Below are 22286 nucleotides of genomic sequence, written 5' to 3'. Positions count from 1 at the left end.
AGGGGAAGGGATGATGAAATTAACCGACGTGGCGATTGTCGCCGTAGAGGGCTTTAGCCCGTTTCATTATTCCGTCCCCTGTATGCTGTTTGGCGATACGGTCTCGGAAACCAAACGTTTTAATCTGCAGATTTGCGCCGAACAGCCGGGATTACTCAGCGCCCGCGACGGCTTCGCGCTGTACGCCAGCGGTGATTTTACCGCGATGGAACAGGCGGATATCGTGGTGGTGCCCTACTGGGGCGAGGTCAACCAGCGCCCGCCGCAGGCGTTGATCGCGAGCCTGATTCGGGCGCGGGATAACGGCGCGGAAATCGTCGGCCTGTGCCTCGGCGCGTTTGTCCTTGGCTACGCCGGGCTGCTCGACGGTAAGCGGGCGGCGACCCACTGGGAGTTCGAGCAGGATTTCCAGCGCCTGTTTCCGCAGGTGCAGCTCGATATCAACGCCCTGTACGTCGATGACCAGAAGGTAATTACCTCGGCGGGTACCGCGGCGGCGCTAGATTGCTGCCTGTATATCATTCGCCAGCGTTTTGGCAGCCTCGCCGCCAACCAGATCGCCCGGCGGATGATCGTTCCGCCGCACCGCGAGGGCGGCCAGGCGCAGTTTATCGCCCAGCCGGTGCCGCGCAACACCCGCGATGCGCGGATTAATTGTCTGCTGGATTATCTGCAGCAGCACATTGCCGAGCCGCATAACCTTGATTCGCTGGCCGAGGTGGTGGCGATGAGCCGCCGTACCCTGACCCGCCACTTCGCCCGGGCGACCGGGATGAGCATTGCCGACTGGTTGACCGCCGAGCGCCTGCGCCGTAGCCAGAGCCTGCTCGAAGCGGGGGATTTGCCGGTCGAGCAGGTGGCGGAAGCGGTGGGCTATCTTTCCGCCGTGACCTGGCGCCAGCAGTTTAAAGCGCGTTTTGGCGTTAGCCCGACGGAGTGGCGGCGGACTTTCCGCCGCGGCGTTTAGCCGGCGAGAGTCGAACTGTCGATCACGAAGCGATATTTCACGTCGCCCTTGACCATTCTTTCCCATGCTTCGTTGATCTGATCGGCGCGAATCAGCTCGATATCGGCGACGATGCCATGTTCGGCGCAGAAGTCGAGCATCTCCTGGGTTTCCGGGATACCGCCGATCATCGAGCCGGCAATCGAGCGGCGGCGGAAGATCAGATTGAACACTTCCGGCGATGGATGCGGCGTAGCCGGGGCGCCAACCAGCGTCATGGTACCATCGCGTTTCAGCAACGTGGTGAAGGCATCGAGATTGTGCGGCGCCGCCACGGTGTTGAGGATGAAATCGAAACTTTTGACGTGGGCCGCCATTTCGTCTTCGTTGCGCGACACCACGACCTCATCCGCGCCCAACGCTCTGGCCGCGTCACGCTTGGATTCCGAGGTGGTAAAGGCCACCACGTGGGCCCCCATGGCGTGGGCCAACTTGATCCCCATATGCCCCAACCCGCCGATGCCGACGACGCCGACTTTTTTACCCGGCCCGGCGTGCCAGTGGCGCAAAGGCGAATAGGTCGTGATGCCGGCGCACAATAGCGGCGCGACGGCGGCGAGCTGGGCTTCGGGATGATTTATCCGCAATACGTAGCGTTCATTGACCACGATCTGCTGTGAATAACCGCCAAGCGTGTGTCCCGGCGCGTCCTGGGTCGGCCCGTTATAGGTCAGCACCATATGGTCGCAGTAGTTCTCCAGTCCCTCTGCGCACTCCTCGCACTGCTTACAGCTATCCACCATACAGCCGACGCCCACCAGATCGCCCACGGCGTAACCTGAGACGGCATCGCCGACCGCCGTCACCCGGCCAACGATTTCATGGCCCGGCACGCAGGGATACAGCGTCCCGGCCCATTCCGCTCGCGCCTGATGGAGATCGGAATGGCAGACGCCGCAGTATGCAATGGCGATCTGCACATCCTGTGGGCCGGGTTCGCGGCGGGTGATAGACATCGATTCGAGCGGCTGGCTGGCGGAGTACGTACCTATAGCGTTGATCTGCATAGCATTACCTCTTGTGCAATAGCGTGATAAATCAAGCGGAAGGGAGTGAACGTTTTTTGCGCGGCAAGGGTAAGCGTAGCCTGGTTAGGGCAGGATGAGAAAAACGCAGTTCGAAGGGTTAAAAAAGGCGCCTCACCGAGGTGAGACGCTCGTGATATCAAGGCGCGATGGGCGAAATGGCCTCATCGCGCATTTAAAAACCCTCCAGCACGATTTTGCCGACCGAGCGCCTGGTTTCCAGCTTAGCGTGGGCTTTTTGCAGATTGGCGGCGTTGATAGTGCCGTAGTGTTCGCCAAGGGTAGTGCGCAGCGTGTTATCGTCAATCAACGCGGCGACGCGGGTCAGTAGCTGATGTTGGGCGATCACATCATCCGTCTCAAACATTGAGCGGGTGAACATAAATTCCCAGTGCAGCGAAATGCTTTTCGCTTTCAGCGGCACCACGTCCAGGCTCTCCGGGTCATCAATCAGCGCCAGCTTACCCTGCGGGGCGAGCGCGGCGATCAGTTCGTTAAAATGCTGATCGGTATTGGTCAGGCTGGCGACGTGGGTCACGGCATGAATGCCGATTTTCGCCAGTTCTTCACCGAGCGGTTTGCTGTGGTCGATGACGTGATGCGCCCCGGCCTCGCGTACCCACTTCTGGCTTTCCGGGCGCGATGCGGTGCCAATTACCGTCATATTGGTGAGTTTGCTGGCCAACTGGGTGAGGATAGAGCCAACGCCGCCCGCCGCGCCGACAATCAGCAGCGTATCGCCGGCGTTACCGCCTTCCTGCACGCCAAGGCGGTGGAACAGCAATTCCCAGGCGGTGATAGCGGTCAGAGGCAGCGCGGCGGCGGCGGCATTCTCCAGCGAGCGCGGCTTCAGCGCCACGATGCGTTCATCAACCAGCTGCAGTTCGCTGTTGCTGCCGGGGCGGCCCAGCGCGCCGGCGTACCACACTTCATCGCCCGGCGTGAACAGCGTCACCGCATCGCCAACGGCTTTCACCACGCCAACCGCATCCCAGCCCAGCACCCGCGGGGTATCGGCATCAAACCCGGCGCGCACTTTGGTGTCGACCGGGTTCACCGAAATGGCTTTGACCTCGACCAGCAGATCGTGCCCCTGCGCCTGCGGATCCGGCAGATCGATATCGCGTAAAAAGGGAATGTTGTTGCCGTCGGCGGCGGCCTGGGTAATGGCAATGGCTTTCATAGGTTCTCCGGTCTACAAAGAGGATTCATGGTGCGAATGCGTCGAGGATAGACCGGTCTACCGTCGGGAAAAACGGCCCGGCGGCGATAACAGTTATATAAAAAAAGTGAAAATCGGCGACACCACCCATCCTGCGCCCGCCTGTCACTACAGATAAACAGTGCGATGGTCAGGTACCAGGACCATGATGGTTCAACAATATAAATTATCACAAGCATAGCGTTTCATATTTGAGAAAGTTTCCTCCTCCATGTCGCAAATATTAATATCACTCCGGAAGAATAATAATATTGCGTTATGGCTCAAGGTTTATACCTTGACGCCCGACATCCTGCGTGCGATTTTTCTTCTATCAAATAATAAACAGAGTTTCATATTTGGAACAAAAATAAAATCATCGTGCTATTTAATTAAGAGTTTCACCGCTGAGACAAAATAATAAGTCGATATTAATCGACGGTCTTTTATCGCTTATAAAAATAAAGTGAGGGATGTGCTATGCGTAAAATACTCCTTTCGCTGCTGCTGGCAGCCGCGACCTGTGGGCTGGCGCTGGCGGACGACGGCAAGCCGTTCCCGCATATCGGCTGGCGCAGCGCGGATAATCTCGCCGGGCTGGATTTCGGCGGCGCGCTGCGGGCGAACTATCGCTATGAGGACTGGAAAGGCAGTAATTATCGCAACCCGCCGCATCTGCGTTTTGATACCTTCCGTATCGACAGCAGCGGCTTCTATGATAATTATTTCTTTGATGCCGGGTTCTGGTTCCAGGATCACCGTAAATACGCCATCGACCGCGCTTACGTAGGGTATCGCTTCGACAATAATAATAATATCCAGCTGGGGATCCCCGGCAAACCATTTGGCCTTGAACCTTATCCGCAATTTGGCTGGTCCTATGGTATTCCGTTTTATTTAGGCTTTGGCGTGAGCGCCGGTAGCGGCGTGAACTATCAATATCACGATAATAACTGGTCGCTGGATGTGGCCTATTTCCCGTGGATGGAGCCGGAGAATTTGCGCTATGCGCCGGACGTTGGCGATTACGATCGGCTGAAAAACACTATCTATCCGACTCAGCATCAGCAGCATAATGAAAAGCGGGACCAGGTGAACGTGCGAATTGCGCGGGATTTTCACGGCGGCGGCTGGAATAACGAGCTGGGCGGCTCACTGGCGCTGGCGCGGTTGCACAACCGCGAGACCGACGACGACGGCACCTTCTGGGCGGCAGGCGTGCACGGCATGTTACATAACGGGCCGTGGCAGCTGACCTCACAGCTGATTCGCTACCAATACGATCCAAAGAACCCGGCGGGCGTCAGCGACGATACGATTCTGATGGGCGGCAACGGCCTGACGCCGGCCTACCTGATCCCGGCAAAAGCGACGACCGCGTCGCTGAACGTCGCCCGCGATGTCGACGTGAAGTGGGGCGGCGTATCGAAGCTGCGTTTTTACAACGACTACAGCGTGCTGTGGAAAGATAAAAGCGGCTGGAGCGATTCGCAGATGAACACCCTTGGCGTACAGGTCTTTGCGCTGCCGGTGATGTTCTGGGTCGATCTCAGCTGGGCGAAGAACGTTAATCCGTGGGGCGGCGCGCTGAACGCCACCGGCTGGACCAGCACCCAGTCCGAGGGCAGCGGCAAATGGTACTTCCGCACTAACGTCAATATTGGCTATTACTTCTGAGGCGAGAATTTTCCCTGCTCGCGCTGCGCTCAGCAGGGCTACGGTTCTGCGCCGTCTGGTAGCCCGGGTAAGGCGCTAGCCGCCATCCGGCGCAAAAGCGGCTCTTTGCCCGCGGTTATTGCCCGGCGGCGCTACGCTTGCGCGGGGCTACAGATCATATGCCGGGCGTAGGGCGTAGCCCGGGTAAGGCGTCAGCCGCCACCCGGGGACTTGCTCGCGCTATCAGGCATCCTGAGCTACTTTTTAGGCCCTGTTTCCCACTGTAGCAAACCGGCGATATCCTTTTCACCTTCGGCTTCCTTTAAGCGCCGCTGTTGCTCAGCAAACTGACTATATTCCGCTTGCGCTTTTTCATCGGCCATTTTCTTACTGATTTTACCTGCGCCTTGCAAAACCTCACGGTCGTTAAATTGCAGGAACTGATCCAGCTTATCCTGCCAGTCGCGTAAAAAGACCTGCTGACGACGACGGGCCTGATCCTCGGCAAAATCCAGCCACATGTTAACTACGCGGTTAAGCTCATTGACTTCATCCTGAGTGAGATAATTTTTTGCTACCGTCACGTCGCCCTTATGCACCTCTTCGCCTCTATAGCTGGTCAGCCCCATATGCGGCAGACTTGCGTCAGCACGTTGATGAATGAGCTCAGCGGCGGTATGTCCGGTACAGGCAAAATGTAACTTGTTCTGGATAGTTTGAAAAAACTGCGTGGTTTCTTTTAATGACGGTTGATAGTCAGCTGCTAATGCAAAAATCTCTCGCACTCGCAAATAAACGCGGCGTTCGCTGGCGCGAATATCGCGAATACGCTCCAGCATCTCATCGAAATAGTCGGGTACAGCCGATGAACCCACAGGCGGATTCTTCAGCCGCTCATCGTCCATCACAAAACCTTTGATCAGGTATTCCTGGAGCGTCTGGGTCGCCCACTGGCGGAACTGCGTGCCGCGAGAGGAGCGAACGCGATAGCCAACAGCGAGTATGACAGGCAGGCTGTAGTGAAGCCGGTTGCGGGTTACCTGACGGCTGCCTTCCTGTTGAACTTGTAAGTAAGACTTACAGGTTGCGTTTTGTTCAAGCTCACCTTCCTTATATATAGTTTTAATATGCTGTGTAACTGCTTGTGAGGTGACTTGATAAAGGCTGGCGATAGTTGCCTGAGGGAGCCAAAGTGTTTCTTGCTCAAAGCGGCATTCAACGCGCACTTCCCCGTCCTCGCTGGCAAACATAATGAATTCACCTGCTGGGGACGACGTTATAGTTTCCTTTGCCATATGGTCTCCGGGTCAACCTGTTCACAACGGTAGAGTATGTCAGAAGCGGGGCATAAATTTCATTAGACGAACGATTAATCTGGCGTGTTTGCGGGTGTTAAGGCAGCCGTAATCCGAGGAATTTCCCTGCTCGCGCTGCGCTCAGCAGGGCTACCGTTCTGCGCCGTCCGGTAGCCCGGGTAAGGCGTTAGCCGCCACCCGGGGATTTTTCTTGTTCGCGCTATCAGGTATGTTGCAGCGTGCCGTTGACGCTTTTCAGCGATTGTTGAATATGCCGTAATTCGGCTGTTAGCTTCTCTTCTTTATCGCTGAGCGGCAGCAACACAATGCAGCCATCCATCACCTTAACCGTGACCGGCTTCCCGGTATCGAATCCCGCTTCGCGTAGCCACTTGCCGGAAAGGGTAAGACTTGGTGTACTGGTATCCCGGCCATTGGGCCGATAGCCAACCAGCAGCTGACGCTCGGTTCCGCTAGCGGTGATATCTGGGGTAGAATGCAAATCAGCCATAATCAACTCCTTGATAGTTGGTGAGGTTAGCCCTCATCAGGTATTGCGAGTACCTGATGAGGGCGATTAAAGATCAGGACGGAATCTGGTTAGGTACGTACCTGGGTGGTTATACATTGCTCTTTTAGGTACGTACATGTCAACAGCCAAACGTGATACCAATCAGTCAAAATGCGGCAAAGCTCCCACTTTTCAGATGCGGATTACGCCAGAGCTGAAAGCGCAGTTTGAGGCCGCTGCAGCAGACGCAGGGATGAGTTTGGGAAACTGGCTCAAGACCCTGGGAAGAAAGGAACTGGAGAGGCTAAGCATTGAGACTGTTGATAAGTAAACTTTAACGATCGATTTAACTTTCTGTTCGACTAGGAATACCAACGATCTCCATTTTTATAGCCCCTTCGTCAGTGAATATTGATGCCAGACCTTTTCTTATCTTTAATTGATCGTTTTCAATTTCACCGTGTGCAATCGGTGAGTAGATAGCAGTTTGTAACTGAACGCGCTCAAAATCATAACCAATATCTTTGGCAATGGCTGAAAGAAGATCTACAAATAAATTATTGCTGTTTTGATTCCAGATAATGCCGCTGGCGTTATCGTTGTTTGGATATGTTGTATTTAGATGTGAGAAATACAACTTCCAGGAAGATATGACCTGATTTTCAGTTTTACTTCTTTTAGCTTGTCCTTTTCTCACCCGACCATAAAAAGCAATGTCGATCATATTGAGCGCTCTGACATGTTCATTTGATAACCTAGCGTTCTGCGATCTGGTGGCCATCAATTGTTTAAAAATATCTATTTTAAGTGTCTTTTTATCAGTGTATCTTTCAATAAATTTCTGAACTTGAACGGCAATGACTGGGCTGATTAAAGTCACTATCACCGTTGTGATCGATAGCACTAAACTCATTTTAGAATCCATATTTTTATAAGATATAAAGTTAGATTAACGAAGGATTCAATAGGGTAGGCTAACAGCAGAATACTTAATATATGCCGAATGACCGATAGAGGAGTAGAAACTTTGGCGGAAGATCACAGGAGTTCGGAATCGCTACTAACAGATTGATATGTATAGAAATGCACTTTTATTACTACTGTGTGTATACACATTTCTATACATTTAAGATTATTGGTTATTGCTTGCCTGATTATCAAGCATCTTACGCACTTCATCTGCTATAAAATCTGCATTGTCATCATAAACCATATATCTTTTATCATGCGTAAGCGGGATTTTGTCTGCGATTGCCTCTTCATCTTCCTTTTTCACTAGTGTAAGTAATTTAACTTTTCCATTACTTATCTCTCTTGCTAAAACGCTATTTAACTCTTTTTTTGGCCATTCTTTTTCGACAGAGTTTTCAGAGAGTATTGCGACAACATATTTAGCTTTAGCTAAGGCATTATTAATTTTATCAATTAATGAATCACCCCAGGCAATTTCAACATGATCGATAAATGTTGGGATATTTCTGTCGCATAATGCCTCATATAAAGGAATGGCTATTAAATCTTTGTCTTCACTTGCATGACAGATAAAGATATCATATGTTTCAGTTTCACTCATTGCTCTTCTTCCTTCGTTGGTCTTTTTAGGATCGCTGTGACTCATTCTTGACATTAATTTCAGATAGGTAGAGAAGTTTTTTCCCCTAATCATGCGGATAAAACTCAATCTACCATATATATGATTTCGAAATATACTAATCGCATGATCATTATCTCTGGTCTTTATTCCATATGTAGCTGTATACATTAACGCTGCTGTTGTTTTGTCCTGTGACCATTTATGTATCATTGAACGAGTCAATCTAATATATTTTTTATTAATATTCACTTTATCATTGACTGTCAGACCTGTAACAACCTGCTTATTATTCCTCTTTTGGACTCTAAACTTATCTTGGTTTATTTTAAAACCATTTTTTTCTATAATACTTGTTAGTTGATCACCTATCTCATACTTTTCATCTTCACTTAATTTTATTACTTCATTGATACCATTTTGTTTGAATGAAAATGTAATATCATCTGCATATCGTGTATATGTAATATTCTTTCTTTTGGCTAAATGTGTCAGCTGTTTATCTAAAGATGCTGATACCAAGTTCGCAAGCACTGGAGAAGTACACGCGCCTTGAGGCAATTTACCTTCATGTGTACAAAGTTGAGCTAATACTGTAGCAGCTGGATGGGAAAAGTTAAAAGGTCTACTTTTAAAAATGCCATAAATTCGTGGGAAAGTAATTGTTCCGAAGTAATCTTCAAGATCAAGATTGACAACATATCTCTTTTTTATGTGTTTTTCGGCATTAGAAATAATACTTTTATCTTTTATGAATCCATGCGCGGATTTTTTTGGTCTGTAGAAATAATCAAGTATTAATTTCAATCTTTGTTGTAATATAGCCAATCCTGAATAAGGTGCGTTTATAATTCTATTGTTACCATTTTTCTTTTTTAATATAAAACTTCGATAATTATTTTTTCTCTCATATAAAATATATAGTAACTGCCCTGTTGGAACTTCTAATAAGTTTGCAACATCAGTCGGAGAACTAATTATTATCTTACTATTCTCAATGCCCGAGAGTATTTTATTTCTCTCATCATCAGTAAGCAAAGAACGATTTGATAATTTCTTATTATCCCATTCTGTTTTGCTGGGCGAGAGATTTGGTTGTGGCTCTACTTGCGGTAAATTTGGTAGTAAATCAGCGTTATTTGTCGAAGTTAGGTTATTTAATAGTATTTTTATGTGTAACGACATTACGCTCCCTCGCACTTTGAACAAAAGTTACGGCTCTGCCCAATCACCTTGCGCAACCAGAGGTAATCCAGAGAGTGCGACAAGCGGTCATCCAGAGTGGCGGATGCGTGATCTTGCTTACATTAGATAATTCGAGGCGAAACGACCTCGCAGATTTAAGGCAGAGCCGTGGAAAAAATTTAGCACAACAAATCATGCTTAGGAAGAGTTAAGTGAAACAAGTTTTATTGTATTTTTCCCAATAGTTTGAGCGTGATCTCTGACTTTTACATAAAAATAAAAAATTGTATATTTTTCATTCTATTTTTAAAACTCCCAATAGTCCCGATGAGAGATTTTAAATTAAGACCAAGATAAACTTTTTTTGTCTTTGACTGCTCACTCTGTTCACTATGATATATTTTTTCAATAAAATCAATGCGATAAGTGGTGAATAAAGAACGATCAGTGAAGAGTTAAATGTTCATTAAGGCGTTCATTCCTACTGAATTTATCAAAAAAACCGGCTTGCGCCGGTTTATCCGGTTAAATTACGAGTGTGTCATCACATTTGGGTAGCCAGTCAGAATTGCTCTCATCCGTCAGCTTAATGTTAGTTTGCGTCCCCTGCCGGGTATGTCGTTTCTCGTAATTCACCCCGTACTCTTTGAGCATCAGTGGTAGCCCTAGTCCGAACATTTTCAGGCTGAGGACATTCTTGTACCCGTTGGCTTCCATGTAGACCAGATAGGCGTGGTAAAGGTAATTGCGGGGCTGTCGTGGGACGATATTGGCGTCAGCCGGTCGGTATATCCGGTCACATGAGGCCGTGCAGCGTGTCAGCATGCGTCGCCAGCTCCACGCCTTTATGCAGGTCAGTGGCGACGCGCTAGCCGCAGCACTGGCACCGGAATTAATACACCTCAGCGAACAAGCTGAAATCGTCAGGGAACGGGCTCTCGACCGGGCGGCCGCCAGCATTCGCGAAGCGCTATCAGTCCATCTGGCCAGCGGAAGAGATATTCATTATGTGCAGGATGACCGGGATATCCTGACAACCATCGGGTTCCGGCCTGACATAGCGTCCAGAGAAGACAACCGGGCAAAATATACACCTGAACAGAGTCAGATTTTCATGTGCCGACAGGCCGCGCAGACCCACAAAAAATCCGCGTAAAACGCCCCAAAATACCCGCCTTTTTAAGAAAAATAGCCATGCATGCCTACGCTGCATGGCTTTGCATGCAAAACCCTGAATTTCCCACATCCGGCCGCACCACTGCTGGCGCGGCCTGAGCCCTTCCATGCATCTGCATTAAAAGCGCCCCCGGAAGCGGGCAGGCGTGGCGGGGAGAGCATTGCGCGCAGCAGGAGGGAATTAATATTTATTCTGAGATACACAAAGACTGATGAATATTGTATAAATATTCAGTAACTTTAACCATCAAATAAAAGGCATTGATGTGGACAAGGATTTTGTGACTTCAGATGATTTTGTCAAACTACTTGAGGAACCTCAGGAGCAATTATCGCTGGTTATAAAAAGTCATTACGAAATTGATACCTTGTTAGATCGGTTGTTAACAGTTTCTATTAATAATGTGGATTCATTAGAAATGCGGCGTATTAGCTTTATATTGAAGGTCGATATATTAATCAGTTTAGGGGTGATACGTCCTGATTTCAAAAAATTATTTAATAATATAAATATGATTAGGAATGTTTATGCACATAATCCATATTCTATTTTCGATTCTAAACAAGCAGAAAAATCAAAAACCATTTTAATGCAAATAGATGAATCTAGGAGTCTGGTAAAGGAATTCACGGATCCCACAGATATTCTTGTATTTGTGTTTTTGAATGCATATATATTTTTAGAGACTGCTTTAAAAAACCAATACAGGAAAATACAAGGAGGAGTAGTACTAAACAAGAGGATTCACAAAGTTCTGGGTACAAGCACACCAAGAGTTAGTGAGGCTTCTATTCAATCATACCATGCGGAAATCGAAAGTAACTTGCAAGAGATTTTCCCAAAGTTGTTTGGAAAGTAAATAATTTGGCCTGCGAAGCAGGCCAGTGAATAACTTATTTTATGCAATATACTCTTCTCGGAAAAATATCTATCGCATTCTAATAAAAATCGATTTGTTCTCTACAAATGTATTAAATCGGCCCATTAAGTTAAGATCAATTAGCTCAGCGCTTCCGTTACATCTTTTCAATAAGTAAATTAAATCATCCAGATCTAATAAATGGAAATACTCTCTCGTTTCGGATGAGGCTCTCAGTAGTTCATGGGTTATATTGTCCCAGTCGCCATGATGATTCATTTCAGTAATTAATACAATGCAATGGAAGCGTTTCAATACGGGTTTGATAGGCCTCTCATTTAAATCAGATATATCGCATCCACCCTTTGTCGATTTAACTGCACCAACAAGTTGACCTATGGCTTTTTTAACTTGTTTCTTGAGATTGCTGGTTCTGCGTTGCATGTCTTTTATTGATGCTGAATTCAGTATCGATGTATCTTTAGCCTCAATAAAAAATGATGCATTAGGATAAAAGGCAAGAATATCTGTTAGTTCGCGTGTTTTTTTTCCTATTTTAACTTTGGGGCTTGCGTGTAGTGTATATGGGAATACTGATTCTAATGACGCCCATATAGTATTCTCGAAATTACCGCCTTCATCATTATCAGAAATATTTATGGCCTTAGTTTCAGTGATTCCAATAAAATGATTAGGCGTTGAGGTCCATGCTTCACAGGTAAAGGGGAGAGTATACATGAATTCATTATTGAGAGGCGTATTAGAGTTGCTATTTAGGTTATCAAAGTAATCATGTGTTTCTTTAACTGCGATTGGATCTTTTCTCGCAATGCTGTGTTGTATTTTTATTATTTTTTCAATGAGATGAGATGTATCAGTATTTATTGTTAAATTTGACCATGATACGGAAATATCAAGTTCATTAAACAGAAAAATAGGTGTTGTTTTGTACTCAAGTATCTTTATTAAAGATGATATATCATCTTCATGACGTAGTACTTTAGTTATCATCACTGGGGCATCTGAAATATCATGTATTTTCATGGCGCAGTAGATAAGACTATTTCTTAATCCAATGATGAATTCTACAGAACAACCATTTATTATTGATTTCAAAATTGATGAAGGTGCCTTCATAAGAAAAGCAACATCACCGTTTCCCATAGCAGGCACAAACCAAAGACTAGCTTCTTCCGCACTCATCGCATTCTGTATACGTTGGCTGGGTATGTGCATGAATTTATTTCCTTAATATTTCAATTATTCAAAACGTAGTTGGCGTATGATTGGAGCATTGCTTTTCTTTTTTCAAGATACTGTGCATGATTATAAGTGCCGCGAATACTATTCTTATCCACATGTGCTAACTGCATTTCAATCCATGCACTATCAAAACCTTGTTCATGCAAAATTGTCGACATTGTATGTCTGAAACCGTGACCTGTAGCACGGCCTTTGTAGCCAAGTAACTCAATAACCTGTGAAACACTTTCTTTAGAGATCGGTTTACTGCGGTTATTTCTACCAATAAAAATATAGGGATAATGGCCGGTAATAGGCTTGAGCTGTTCAAAGAGGAAAATTACTTGGGTAGACAAAGGAATAATGTGAGGTCTCCGCATTTTCATCCGTTCAGCCGGTATCTCCCATATACCTTTATCCAGGTCAACTTCTTCCCACGTAGCAAACCTTATCTCCTGAGTTCTTACGCCAGTAAGCATAACAATCTTAGTCGCATTTTTCGTGATGATACTGCCTGTATATGCTTCAAGATCTCTCACAAAATGGGGCAGCTCTTCGGCGGATAAGAAAGGATGGTGCTTTTGCTTAGGAACGGCCAAAGCGATTGCTAAATCAGGCGCAGGATTGTACTCCGCACGACCAGTTATGATCGCATAGCGATAGACCTCGCCACATCTTTGACGAACTTTTCTTGTTTTCTCCAGTGCTCCACGCTTTTCTATTCGTCTCGTCGCAATACTTCAAGCAGTTCTAACGGTTTGATTTCACTGATTGGGCGTTTACCAATGAACGGGAACACATCTTGCTCGAATGTTTTAATGATTTCTTCGCGATAGGCCACTGTCCAGCGGTCAGCTTTGTTGGCGTGCCATTCTCGACATATGGCTTCGAATGAGTTCTCTGTTGAGAGTTGCTGTGCCAGCTTTTGGGCTTTACGTTCTTCGACCGGATCAATGCCATTTGCGACTTGCTTACGGGCCGTATCTCGTTTCTCTCGTGCTTCTGCGAGGCTCACAAGGTCGTAGCTACCAAATGACATTAACCGCGCTTTTCCGGCAAAGCGGAAACGGAAACGCCATCCCTTCGAGCCATCGGGATTGATAAGCAATGACAGGCCTTGCCCGTCGTTCAATGTGTATGGCTTGTCTTGGGGCTTTGCTCGTTTGATTTGTATATCTGTAAGTGCCATGTGTATAAGCCAAAAATGTGTATAAAAAATCTATACACATCACTATACATATTTTTCATGAATTCAGGGAGATCTTGTCGGACGGTTACGGATGAGTGATTTACTATGTGCTTTGAAAATAAAGGATTTTTAGACTTTCTCGGATGGTGACGGAGGAATTTTGGCGGAAGATCACAGGAGTTGAACCTGCCCGGGACCGCTGGCGGCCCCAACTGGATTTGAAGTCCAGCCACCTCACCGGAGATGACGATCTTCCGCGCCTCGATTGCTACATGGAGGCGGGGCGCATTATAGCTACTTTCAGGCATTTACCACATACCTAAACGCACTTTTTTACTGTTAAAACTGGACTTTGCAGAACAGTCTGAGACAAATCCGTTCAAAATCCATGGGTTACACTTTTTCACACTCTTTCGGGCTACCGCGATCACAGAAAACAAGAAACGTAATTTGATAACGAGATATCGCAATTCATCTTACTGCGCCAAAGGTTTAAAAAAACCGTAACCGGTACCAATCCGCGGTGCCGCTAAGGGAATAGTGCGCAAATGAAAGATCATATTCTGTCCGTCAAAGAGAAAATTGGCTACGGTATGGGTGACGCCGCCAGCCACATCATTTTTGATAACGTCATGTTATACATGATGTTTTTCTACACCGATATTTTCGGTATCCCCGCCGGCTTTGTGGGCACCATGTTCCTGCTGGCGCGGGCGCTGGATGCGATTTCCGACCCGTGCATGGGCCTGCTTGCCGACCGTACCCGCAGCCGCTGGGGTAAGTTCCGCCCGTGGATCCTCTTCGGCGCTATCCCGTTCGGCCTCGTCTGCGTGCTGGCCTACAGCTCGCCGGATTTAAGCCACAACGGCAAGCTGATCTACGCCGCCGTGACCTACACGCTGCTGACCCTGCTCTACACCGTAGTGAATATCCCCTACTGCGCGCTCGGTGGTGTGATCACCGACAACCCGACGCAGCGCATCTCGCTGCAGTCCTGGCGCTTCGTGCTGGCGACGGCGGGGGGCATGCTCTCCACCGTGCTGATGATGCCGCTGGTCAACTTTATCGGCGGCGAAGATAAAGCGCTGGGCTTCCAGGGCGGCATTGCGGTGCTCTCGGTGGTCGCCTTCCTGATGCTGGCCTTCTGTTTTTTCACCACCAAAGAGCGTGTCGAAGCGCCGCCGAGCAGTACCTCGATGCGTGAAGACCTGCGCGATATCTGGCGCAACGACCAGTGGCGCATCGTCGGCGTGCTCACCATCCTCAATATCCTCGCGGTCTGCGTTCGCGGCGGCGCGATGATGTACTACACTACCTGGATCATGGGCTCGGCGGCGCTGTTCACCGTCTTCCTCACCACCTACTGCGTCGGCAACCTGATTGGCTCGGCGCTGGCGAAGCCGCTGACCGACTGGAAATGCAAAGTCAGCGTCTTCTGGTGGACCAACGCCCTCCTGGCGGTGCTCAGCGTGGCGATGTTCTTCGTGCCGATGGACGCCGAAATCACCATGTTCGTCTTTATCTTCGTCATTGGCGTACTGCACCAGCTGGTGACGCCAATCCAGTGGGTGATGATGTCCGACACCGTCGACTACGGCGAATGGTGCAACGGCAAACGCCTGACCGGCATCAGCTTCGCCGGCACCCTGTTTGTGCTTAAGTTGGGGCTGGCGCTGGGCGGCGCGCTGATCGGCTGGATGCTGGCCGGCGGCGGCTATGACGCCGCCGCTAAAACCCAGAACAGCGCCACCCTCACCATCATTATCGCCTTGTTCACCCTCGTTCCGGCGGTGTGCTACCTGCTGAGCGCGGTAATCGCCAAACGCTACTACACGCTGAAAACGCCGTTCCTGAAAAAAATGATGGCCGAGCTGGCCCAGGGCGCGCGTCGCAACGAACAAAATTTCACGGCAGCCCCGATCGACAAAGAATGGCAAAACTAAGAGGACGTTTTAATGAAAATCAGTGATGGAAACTGGCTCATTCAACCAGGGCTCAACCTGATCCAACCCGTACAGGTTTACGAGGTGGAGCAGCAGGGTAATGAAATGGTGGTTTATGCCGCGCCGCGCGATGTCCGCGAACGCGCCTGGCAGCTGGATACGCCATTGTTCACCCTGCGCTTTTTCTCGCCTCAGGAAGGGATAATCGGCGTGCGCATGGAGCACTTTCATGGCGCGCTGGATAACGGCCCGCACTATCCGCTGAACGTGCAGAAAGACGTCCATGTCGAAATAGAAAATACGGCCGAGTTCGCCGAGCTGAAAAGCGGCAGCCTCAGCGTGCGGGTGACTAAAGGTGAATTCTGGGCGCTGGATTTTCTGCGCGACGGCGTGCGTATCACCGGTAGCCAGCTGAAAAACAACGGCTACGTGCAGGATAGTAAGACCCAGCGCAACTACATGTTTGAGCGCCTCGACCTCGGCGTCGGCGAAACCGTCTACGGCCTCGGCGAGCGCTTTACCGCGCTGGTGCGCAACGGCCAGACGGTAGAAACCTGGAACGAAGACGGCGGCACCAGCACCGAGCAATCCTACAAGAACATCCCGTTCTACCTGACCAACCGCGGCTACGGCGTGCTGGTGAATCACCCGCAGCGCGTCTCTTTCGAGGTGGGCTCGGAAAAAGTCTCTAAAGTCCAGTTCAGCGTTGAGGGCGAATATCTCGAGTACTTCGTGATCGACGGCCCGACGCCGAAAGCGGTGCTTAACCGCTATACGCATTTCACCGGCCGCCCGGCGTTGCCGCCGGCATGGTCGTTTGGTCTGTGGCTGACGACCTCGTTCACCACCAACTATGACGAAGCGACGGTGAATAGCTTTATCGACGGCATGGCCGAGCGCCATCTGCCGCTGCACGTCTTCCACTTCGACTGCTTCTGGATGAAGGCCTTCCAGTGGTGCGATTTTGAATGGGATCCGCTAACTTTCCCGGACCCGGAAGGGATGATTAAGCGCCTGAAGGCTAAAGGGCTGAAGGTCTGCGTGTGGATCAACCCGTACATCGGCCAGCGCTCGCCGGTGTTCAAGGAGCTCAAAGAGAAGGGCTACCTGCTGAAGCGTCCGGACGGTTCGCTGTGGCAGTGGGATAAGTGGCAGCCGGGGCTGGCGATTTATGACTTCACCAACCCGGAAGCCTGCCAGTGGTACGCCGACAAGTTAAAAGGTCTGGTAGCGATGGGGGTCGATTGCTTCAAGACCGACTTCGGCGAGCGTATCCCGACCGACGTGCAGTGGTTTGACGGTTCCGATCCGCAGAAAATGCACAACCACTACGCATTCATCTATAACGAGCTGGTGTGGAAGGTGCTGCAAGAGACCGTCGGCGAGCAGGAGGCGGTGCTGTTCGCCCGCTCCGCCTCGGTGGGCGCGCAGCAGTTCCCGGTGCACTGGGGCGGCGACTGCTACGCTAACTACGAATCGATGGCGGAAAGCCTGCGCGGCGGGCTGTCGATCGGCATGTCCGGCTTCGGTTTCTGGAGCCACGATATCGGCGGTTTCGAAAACACCGCGCCGGCCCACGTTTATAAGCGCTGGTGCGCCTTTGGCCTGCTCTCCAGCCACAGCCGCCTGCACGGCAGTAAATCCTACCGTGTGCCGTGGGCCTACGACGATGAGTCCTGTGACGTGGTGCGTCATTTTACGCAGCTGAAATGCCGCATGATGCCGTATCTCTATCGCCAGGCGGCGCTGGCCCACGAGTTCGGCACTCCGATGCTGCGCTCGATGATGCTCGAATTCCCGGACGATCCGGCCTGCGACTATCTCGACCGTCAGTATATGCTCGGCGATTCGGTCCTGGTGGCGCCGGTGTTCTCTGAGGCGGGCGAGGTGCAGTTTTATCTGCCGGAAGGGCGCTGGACGCATCTGTGGCATAACGATGAATTGCCGGGTAGCCGCTGGCATAAGCAGCATCACGATGCGCTGAGCCTGCCGGTCTACGTTCGCGACAACACCCTGCTGGCGCTGGGCAACAACGACCAGAAACCCGATTATGCCTGGCATGAAGGCACCGCCTTCCAGCTGTTCCAGCTCGACGATGGCCGCGAAGCGCTGTGCCAGGTTCCGGCGGCCGACGGTTCCGTGATTTTCACCCTGAAGGCGAAGCGCCAGGGGAACACCATCACCATGAGCGGCGAAGGCGAAGCCCGCGGCTGGACGCTGTGTCTGCGCAATATCCCGCGGATAGCGGGCGTGCAGGGTGGGACTCAGGCCGGCAGCGAACGGGGCGTGGTAGTGAGCGCCGAGGGTAATGCGCTGACGATTACGTTGTAAGTTAATACCACCCTCTCCGCCAGCGGAGAGGGTTTTTTTATTCCATTTATTGCACAATTCGTAACGTTCATTTCATTCTGGTGACTCATCCCACAAACCGATTTGCCCTCCGGTGGTAGCGTAACCTGCCGCTGAGAGGAGCCCGTAATGGACTTAGAAAATATCTTTCGTGACGTGAAGTTGAGTAAAACCGAAATGACCGTGCTGCGTTTTATTCAGAATGACCCGCAGCTATGTATCCGCGAAGGGATCCGCACCGTCGCGGAGCGCTGCTACAGTAATCCTTCTTCGCTGGTGCGGCTGGCGAAGAAGCTTAAGTTCAGCGGCTGGCTGGAGCTGGTCTATTTCATCAAGTTCAATATCACCATGCCAAAGCTCGATGTCACCAACGATATCGATTATATGAGCATTCAGCCGGCAGAAGCGCTGACGCCGCTGCTGACTGGCCTTGAGCAGCAGCGTATTTTGATCCACGGCAGCGGCTTTTCGCAGCTGATCGCCCAGTATATTTATAATAAGTTTCTCGTCACCGGCGTTAACGCCAGCCTGGCGCTGTGGCCCGATTACGAAATCCTTGAGCAAAAAAACGCTGCCCGTTTTGATTCTATCTGGATCATTTCTAAATCCGGACGCAGCAGTTCGGCGTTAAATTGGGTTAAGGCGCTGGAAGGCAAGGAGATAAACCTGGTTTGCTTTACCGGCGATTATCAAAGCCCGCTGGCGCAGGCCGCGAATACGGCGTTTATTATTCATGACCCGCAGAAGTTCGACGATGATATTTACTGGAGCAACCCGTTTTTTGGCTACTGCATATTGGGCTTTGAGCGGCTGTTAAAAATGTGGTTTACCAGCGAACGTAGCAATAGATAGCCCCGCTCCGCTAAGCGTAGCGCGAGCGGGGGAGTTCCCGGATAGCGGCTGGCGCCTTATCCGGGCTACTCAATCGAGCGGGCTGTAGCCCCGCTAAGCGTAGCGCGAGCGGGGGAAGTGCCCGGATAGCGGCTGGCGCTTTATCCGGGCTACTCAATCGAGCGTGAACTCGTTACCGCCACCCGGAGAACTGTTCATCGTCGAGATAGGCCGCAACCAGCCTCTTCGCCAGCGAATATGAACCGACCAGCGGATGAGCCATCAACGCCTGTACCGCCAGCGATTTGTCCTGCTGTAGAATTGCTGCCACCGCCAATCGTTCATACTCCTTCACGCTGGCAATCATATTTTTCTGCGCCGTCGGCACGTTAACCGGCGTCACCGGCTTAAGACCCTCTTTGCTCAGATCGCAGCTGATTTCAATCACATCGTCGGGGCGTAAAAAATCGAGCGTGCCGTTATTCTGTATCGACACCACGATGCGTTTGGTGGTGGTGCTGTTGACCGCCTCCAGAATATCCAGCGCCACCCCGGCGTAGCCGCCGGTATCCGGCTCTTCGATAAACTGCCGCAACGTTAACGGCTCGCGGGTATGGAATTTTTCCTGCTGCGACTCGTTCTGCATATAGCTGTTTTCGCGGCGCAGGTAGTGTTTCATCCAGATGGTAAAGGCCGCCTGCGGATCCGCTTTAACATCCACGCCGCTGAGCTCCTGACGCATATCGTGGTTGATACGTGCAATCTGCTCGCCGCGGGTCTCCGGCGCCTGTTGAATCGCCCGTAGCGCCACTTCGCGATAGTAGTAGTAATAGAGATACTCGTTGAGCAACTGGTTATCGCACAGTTTGACCAGCTCCGGCGAGAAGTACTGCATCGCCGTTTTGCGGTACAAATCCGGGTTGGCGACCAGCTGCGCGGTAACATCTTCCCCGCGCACGGTGAAGTGCGTAAACCAGGAAAAGTGGTTTAAGCCGTAGCATTCTACGCTCAGGTCGTGCGGGTCGCAGCCGAGGATCTCCGGCAGTTCGCGAATCAGCTCCGACGGCGCATCGCAAATCCCGTATACCCGGCGTTTGAAACCGGATTTGATAATCGCCTCGGTGACCAGCCCGGACGGATTGGTAAAGTTAAACAGGATCGCGTCTTTGTCGGCATGTTCCTCGATCAGCCGACAGTAGCGCAGGATCGCCGGGATCGAGCGCATCGCCATGGCAAAACCGCCCGCGCCGGTGGTCTCCTGGCCCAGCGTGTTATGCTCCAGTGCAATCCGCTCATCGCGGATGCGGCTCTCATCGCCACCGACGCGCAGCGTGGTAATCACATAATGGGTACCCTGCAGCGCGGTAACCGGATCGCTGGTGGTAGTAAAATGAATATCCGGGCGAATGGTATTAAATACATAGCGGGCGATTTCACCAAATAGCGATAAATTATCTGCTGAGCTATCCTGAAATACCACTTCCGTTAAACCAATGCGGTGCGCGTTATAAGCCAGCGACTTCGCCAGAAATGCAGAGCGTACACCGCCCCCGCCTAATACGGTTAATTTCATACATCACTCCCAATTAATTTTCTGCTAGCCAGCTATCAACCCGGGAACGGACTTGCCCGACTTTGACGCCATAAATAACCTGAACTTCATTACGATTGCGTACTACGCCATTTGCGCCAGTGCTTTTTAATATTTCATCATCAACTAATGCCATATTATGGACGGCCACCCGCAGGCGTGTGAAACAGTTATCAACGGAGATAATATTGGCTTTACCGCCTAAGCCATTAATAATTTCATCCGTCATCGACTGCGGGCCGCTGACTTTTTTACGGTAGTCCGCCTTACTGTATAACTTGACGTTATCGTCATCCTCGCGGCCCGGCGTTTTCAGATTTAACTTCACGACCAGCGTGCGGAATATCGCGTAATAAACGATAAATTGACCAATACCGATCAGCACGTACCCCGGCCAGCGGGTTAACGACACCGGCAGCGGCAGGTTGTAGATCAGAAACTCAATCAGGCCGGAGGCGCCCCACGGCCGCACGGTGAAGATGTCGCAAATTGCCTGTGAAGCGGCGGTTAACGTCGCATGGATCACCCATAGCAGCGGCGAGACAAATAAGAAGGTGAACTCAATGGGTTCGGTGATGCCGGTCAGCATCGAGGTGATAATCGCCGGCAGCAGAATCGCCTTCGCCATCGCTTTCTTCTCCGGCTTTGCGGTGTGATAAAACGCCAGCGATGCGCCCGCCAGGCCAAAGATGGTGGTCATCCCCTGTTGCGAGAAACGTAATGCGTCGTTCATCACCGGCGTCAGATCGGGATGGCGCATATAGGCGAGGAAAATCGCCTGGGTGCCGGAGACGACCTGGCCATCGACATTTAGCGTGCCGCCGATTTGCGTAAGCTGGAAAGGTGACCACACGAAATGGTGCAAGCCGGTGGGAATAAGGAATTTTTCAAAGAAGCCGTAGACGAACACTCCCGCAACGCCGGCATTCTTCATAAACCCGGTCAGGGCGCTAATGCCGTGGGTCATAAACGGCCAAATCCAGGTAAAAGCAATGGCATAGCAGATAATGACTGGCGTCATGGCGACCAGCGTCAGCTTCGCCCCGCCGTACATCGATAGCGCGCCGGGCAGCTCAATATTGGAGACTTTATTATGTACCCAGGCAATGGTGCAGCCAAGAATGATTCCGAGGAATACTCCCATATCGACGACCACAAAGCCTAATAGCTGCGTTTGCCCGGTACCGTAATATTCGCCGTTAATTTTTTCCGCCACCGCATGAGTATGTTCCAGCCATGAATGGTTGGCGCCGAGAAACATGATAAAACACATCACCGAGACAAGTGCGACCTCCGTTTTTTTATCTTTTGCCAGGCCGTAACTTATTCCCACGCAAAACAATAATCCGAGGTTACCGAATAATGGCCAGAAGGTATCACCAAGCAGTTGCCCTAATTGATGAAGGAAACTGGTTTCAGCAATAAGAGTCGGGTTAGTTAAGACGGAACTGAGAGCCAGAATTAATCCAATGACCGGCAAGAACAATACTGCGCCGATCATGGCCCTGGAGAATTTTTGCATATTCTCCAGAATACGTTGACGTATTACAGACATGGTTGTTCCTTTTATTTTTGTAGGTACAGGGGAGCATTATTTTTATCAACTTCCAGTATTTTGGTTATAGCAACTCTGAT

The 22286-nt window shown here is 50.4% G+C and carries 17 protein-coding genes, 1 tRNA gene and 2 pseudogenes; 8 read left to right on the top strand and 12 right to left on the bottom strand.

The window, feature by feature from the left end; genetic code table 11:
- The first annotated feature begins 13 nt into the window (after positions 1 to 13).
- Positions 14 to 967, top strand: a complete 954-nt coding sequence (locus PGR10_RS21230; RefSeq protein ID WP_430924072.1) for a GlxA family transcriptional regulator — start codon at positions 14 to 16, stop codon at positions 965 to 967.
- On the opposite strand, the gene PGR10_RS21225 is transcribed toward PGR10_RS21230, so the two are convergent.
- Both PGR10_RS21225 and PGR10_RS21220 read right to left on the bottom strand, forming a co-directional pair.
- The gene (locus PGR10_RS21225) at positions 964 to 2013 is read right to left on the bottom strand and encodes an NAD(P)-dependent alcohol dehydrogenase (protein ID WP_015703849.1); all 1050 of its coding nucleotides are present in this window, start codon (positions 2011 to 2013) and stop codon (positions 964 to 966) included. The two genes, PGR10_RS21230 and PGR10_RS21225, sit on opposite strands and share 4 nt — an antisense overlap.
- A gap of 193 nt (positions 2014 to 2206) precedes the next feature.
- The gene (locus tag PGR10_RS21220) at positions 2207 to 3214 is read right to left on the bottom strand and encodes a zinc-binding alcohol dehydrogenase family protein (RefSeq protein ID WP_430924066.1); all 1008 of its coding nucleotides are present in this window, start codon (positions 3212 to 3214) and stop codon (positions 2207 to 2209) included.
- Between the two features lie 498 nt (positions 3215 to 3712).
- Between PGR10_RS21220 and PGR10_RS21215 the strand changes: the two genes are divergently transcribed.
- Positions 3713 to 4909: a hypothetical protein gene (locus PGR10_RS21215; RefSeq protein ID WP_430924065.1), complete on the top strand. Its 1197-nt coding sequence runs from the start codon at positions 3713 to 3715 to the stop codon at positions 4907 to 4909.
- 236 nt (positions 4910 to 5145) lie between these two features.
- On the opposite strand, the gene PGR10_RS21210 is transcribed toward PGR10_RS21215, so the two are convergent.
- Together PGR10_RS21210 and PGR10_RS21205 are read right to left on the bottom strand one after the other, a co-directional pair.
- Positions 5146 to 6183 carry a virulence RhuM family protein gene (locus PGR10_RS21210; protein ID WP_430924064.1) on the bottom strand — a complete coding sequence of 346 codons (1038 nt, stop codon included), beginning with the start codon at positions 6181 to 6183 and terminating at the stop codon, positions 5146 to 5148.
- Between the two features lie 223 nt (positions 6184 to 6406).
- Entirely contained in the window at positions 6407 to 6694 is a 288-nt protein-coding gene (locus PGR10_RS21205) for a SymE family type I addiction module toxin (protein WP_113374062.1), read from the bottom strand.
- Between the two features lie 136 nt (positions 6695 to 6830).
- Here PGR10_RS21205 and PGR10_RS21200 point away from each other — a divergent pair, with 136 nt between their 5' ends.
- Positions 6831 to 7025, top strand: coding sequence for a hypothetical protein (locus PGR10_RS21200; RefSeq protein WP_032713048.1), 195 nt, complete (start codon positions 6831 to 6833; stop codon positions 7023 to 7025).
- Between the two features lie 15 nt (positions 7026 to 7040).
- Here PGR10_RS21200 and PGR10_RS21195 read toward each other — a convergent pair whose 3' ends face one another.
- From PGR10_RS21195 to PGR10_RS21185, 3 genes and pseudogenes are all read right to left on the bottom strand, one after another.
- Positions 7041 to 7607: a DUF6680 family protein gene (locus PGR10_RS21195; protein WP_430924062.1), complete on the bottom strand. Its 567-nt coding sequence runs from the start codon at positions 7605 to 7607 to the stop codon at positions 7041 to 7043.
- 219 nt (positions 7608 to 7826) lie between these two features.
- Positions 7827 to 9470 (bottom strand): TIR domain-containing anti-phage reverse transcriptase, encoded by a 1644-nt coding sequence (locus PGR10_RS21190; RefSeq protein ID WP_430924061.1) that lies wholly within the window; start codon positions 9468 to 9470, stop codon positions 7827 to 7829.
- 525 nt (positions 9471 to 9995) lie between these two features.
- A pseudogene (locus PGR10_RS21185) lies at positions 9996 to 10247 on the bottom strand (winged helix-turn-helix domain-containing protein); the annotation flags it as partial.
- A 46-nt stretch (positions 10248 to 10293) separates the two neighbouring features.
- Here PGR10_RS21185 and PGR10_RS21180 point away from each other — a divergent pair.
- Together PGR10_RS21180 and PGR10_RS21175 are read left to right on the top strand one after the other, a co-directional pair.
- Complete coding sequence (locus PGR10_RS21180; protein ID WP_430924060.1) at positions 10294 to 10626, top strand: phage polarity suppression protein; 333 nt, start codon at positions 10294 to 10296, stop codon at positions 10624 to 10626.
- A 286-nt stretch (positions 10627 to 10912) separates the two neighbouring features.
- Positions 10913 to 11506 carry a hypothetical protein gene (locus PGR10_RS21175; RefSeq protein ID WP_430924059.1) on the top strand — a complete coding sequence of 198 codons (594 nt, stop codon included), beginning with the start codon at positions 10913 to 10915 and terminating at the stop codon, positions 11504 to 11506.
- 69 nt (positions 11507 to 11575) lie between these two features.
- Here PGR10_RS21175 and PGR10_RS21170 read toward each other — a convergent pair whose 3' ends face one another.
- The 3 genes and pseudogenes from PGR10_RS21170 to PGR10_RS21160 form a co-directional block, all read right to left on the bottom strand.
- Positions 11576 to 12742 (bottom strand): hypothetical protein, encoded by a 1167-nt coding sequence (locus PGR10_RS21170; protein ID WP_430924058.1) that lies wholly within the window; start codon positions 12740 to 12742, stop codon positions 11576 to 11578.
- Between the two features lie 20 nt (positions 12743 to 12762).
- A pseudogene (locus PGR10_RS21165) lies at positions 12763 to 13937 on the bottom strand (tyrosine-type recombinase/integrase).
- Positions 13938 to 14098: 161 nt separating this feature from the next.
- Positions 14099 to 14193 (bottom strand) — tRNA-Sec (locus tag PGR10_RS21160).
- Positions 14194 to 14485: 292 nt separating this feature from the next.
- Here PGR10_RS21160 and PGR10_RS21155 point away from each other — a divergent pair.
- The 3 genes from PGR10_RS21155 to PGR10_RS21145 all read left to right on the top strand — a co-directional run bounded on the left by PGR10_RS21155 (position 14486) and on the right by PGR10_RS21145 (position 19081).
- A complete protein-coding gene (locus PGR10_RS21155) occupies positions 14486 to 15880 on the top strand; it encodes a glycoside-pentoside-hexuronide family transporter (RefSeq protein ID WP_430924057.1) in 1395 nt (464 codons plus the stop codon).
- Between the two features lie 12 nt (positions 15881 to 15892).
- Positions 15893 to 18211, top strand: coding sequence for an alpha-xylosidase (gene yicI, locus PGR10_RS21150; protein WP_430924056.1), 2319 nt, complete (start codon positions 15893 to 15895; stop codon positions 18209 to 18211).
- A 147-nt stretch (positions 18212 to 18358) separates the two neighbouring features.
- Positions 18359 to 19081: a MurR/RpiR family transcriptional regulator gene (locus PGR10_RS21145; protein ID WP_316425007.1), complete on the top strand. Its 723-nt coding sequence runs from the start codon at positions 18359 to 18361 to the stop codon at positions 19079 to 19081.
- Between the two features lie 172 nt (positions 19082 to 19253).
- Here the strand turns inward: PGR10_RS21145 and PGR10_RS21140 are convergent, their stop codons facing one another.
- On the bottom strand, positions 19254 to 20633 hold the full coding sequence (locus PGR10_RS21140) for a glycoside hydrolase (protein ID WP_430924055.1): 1380 nt from the start codon (positions 20631 to 20633) through the stop codon (positions 19254 to 19256).
- A 13-nt stretch (positions 20634 to 20646) separates the two neighbouring features.
- Positions 20647 to 22206 (bottom strand): PTS transporter subunit EIIC, encoded by a 1560-nt coding sequence (locus tag PGR10_RS21135; protein ID WP_045390562.1) that lies wholly within the window; start codon positions 22204 to 22206, stop codon positions 20647 to 20649.
- Positions 22207 to 22286 lie beyond the last annotated feature (80 nt).

It is taken from the genome of Klebsiella sp. 141198 (assembly GCF_050600785.1).
GTDB classification, from domain to species: Bacteria; Pseudomonadota; Gammaproteobacteria; order Enterobacterales; family Enterobacteriaceae; genus Klebsiella; species Klebsiella aerogenes.
The sequence above is the reverse complement of the archived record's forward strand: the minus strand, read 5'-3'. Positions and strand labels throughout refer to the sequence as shown.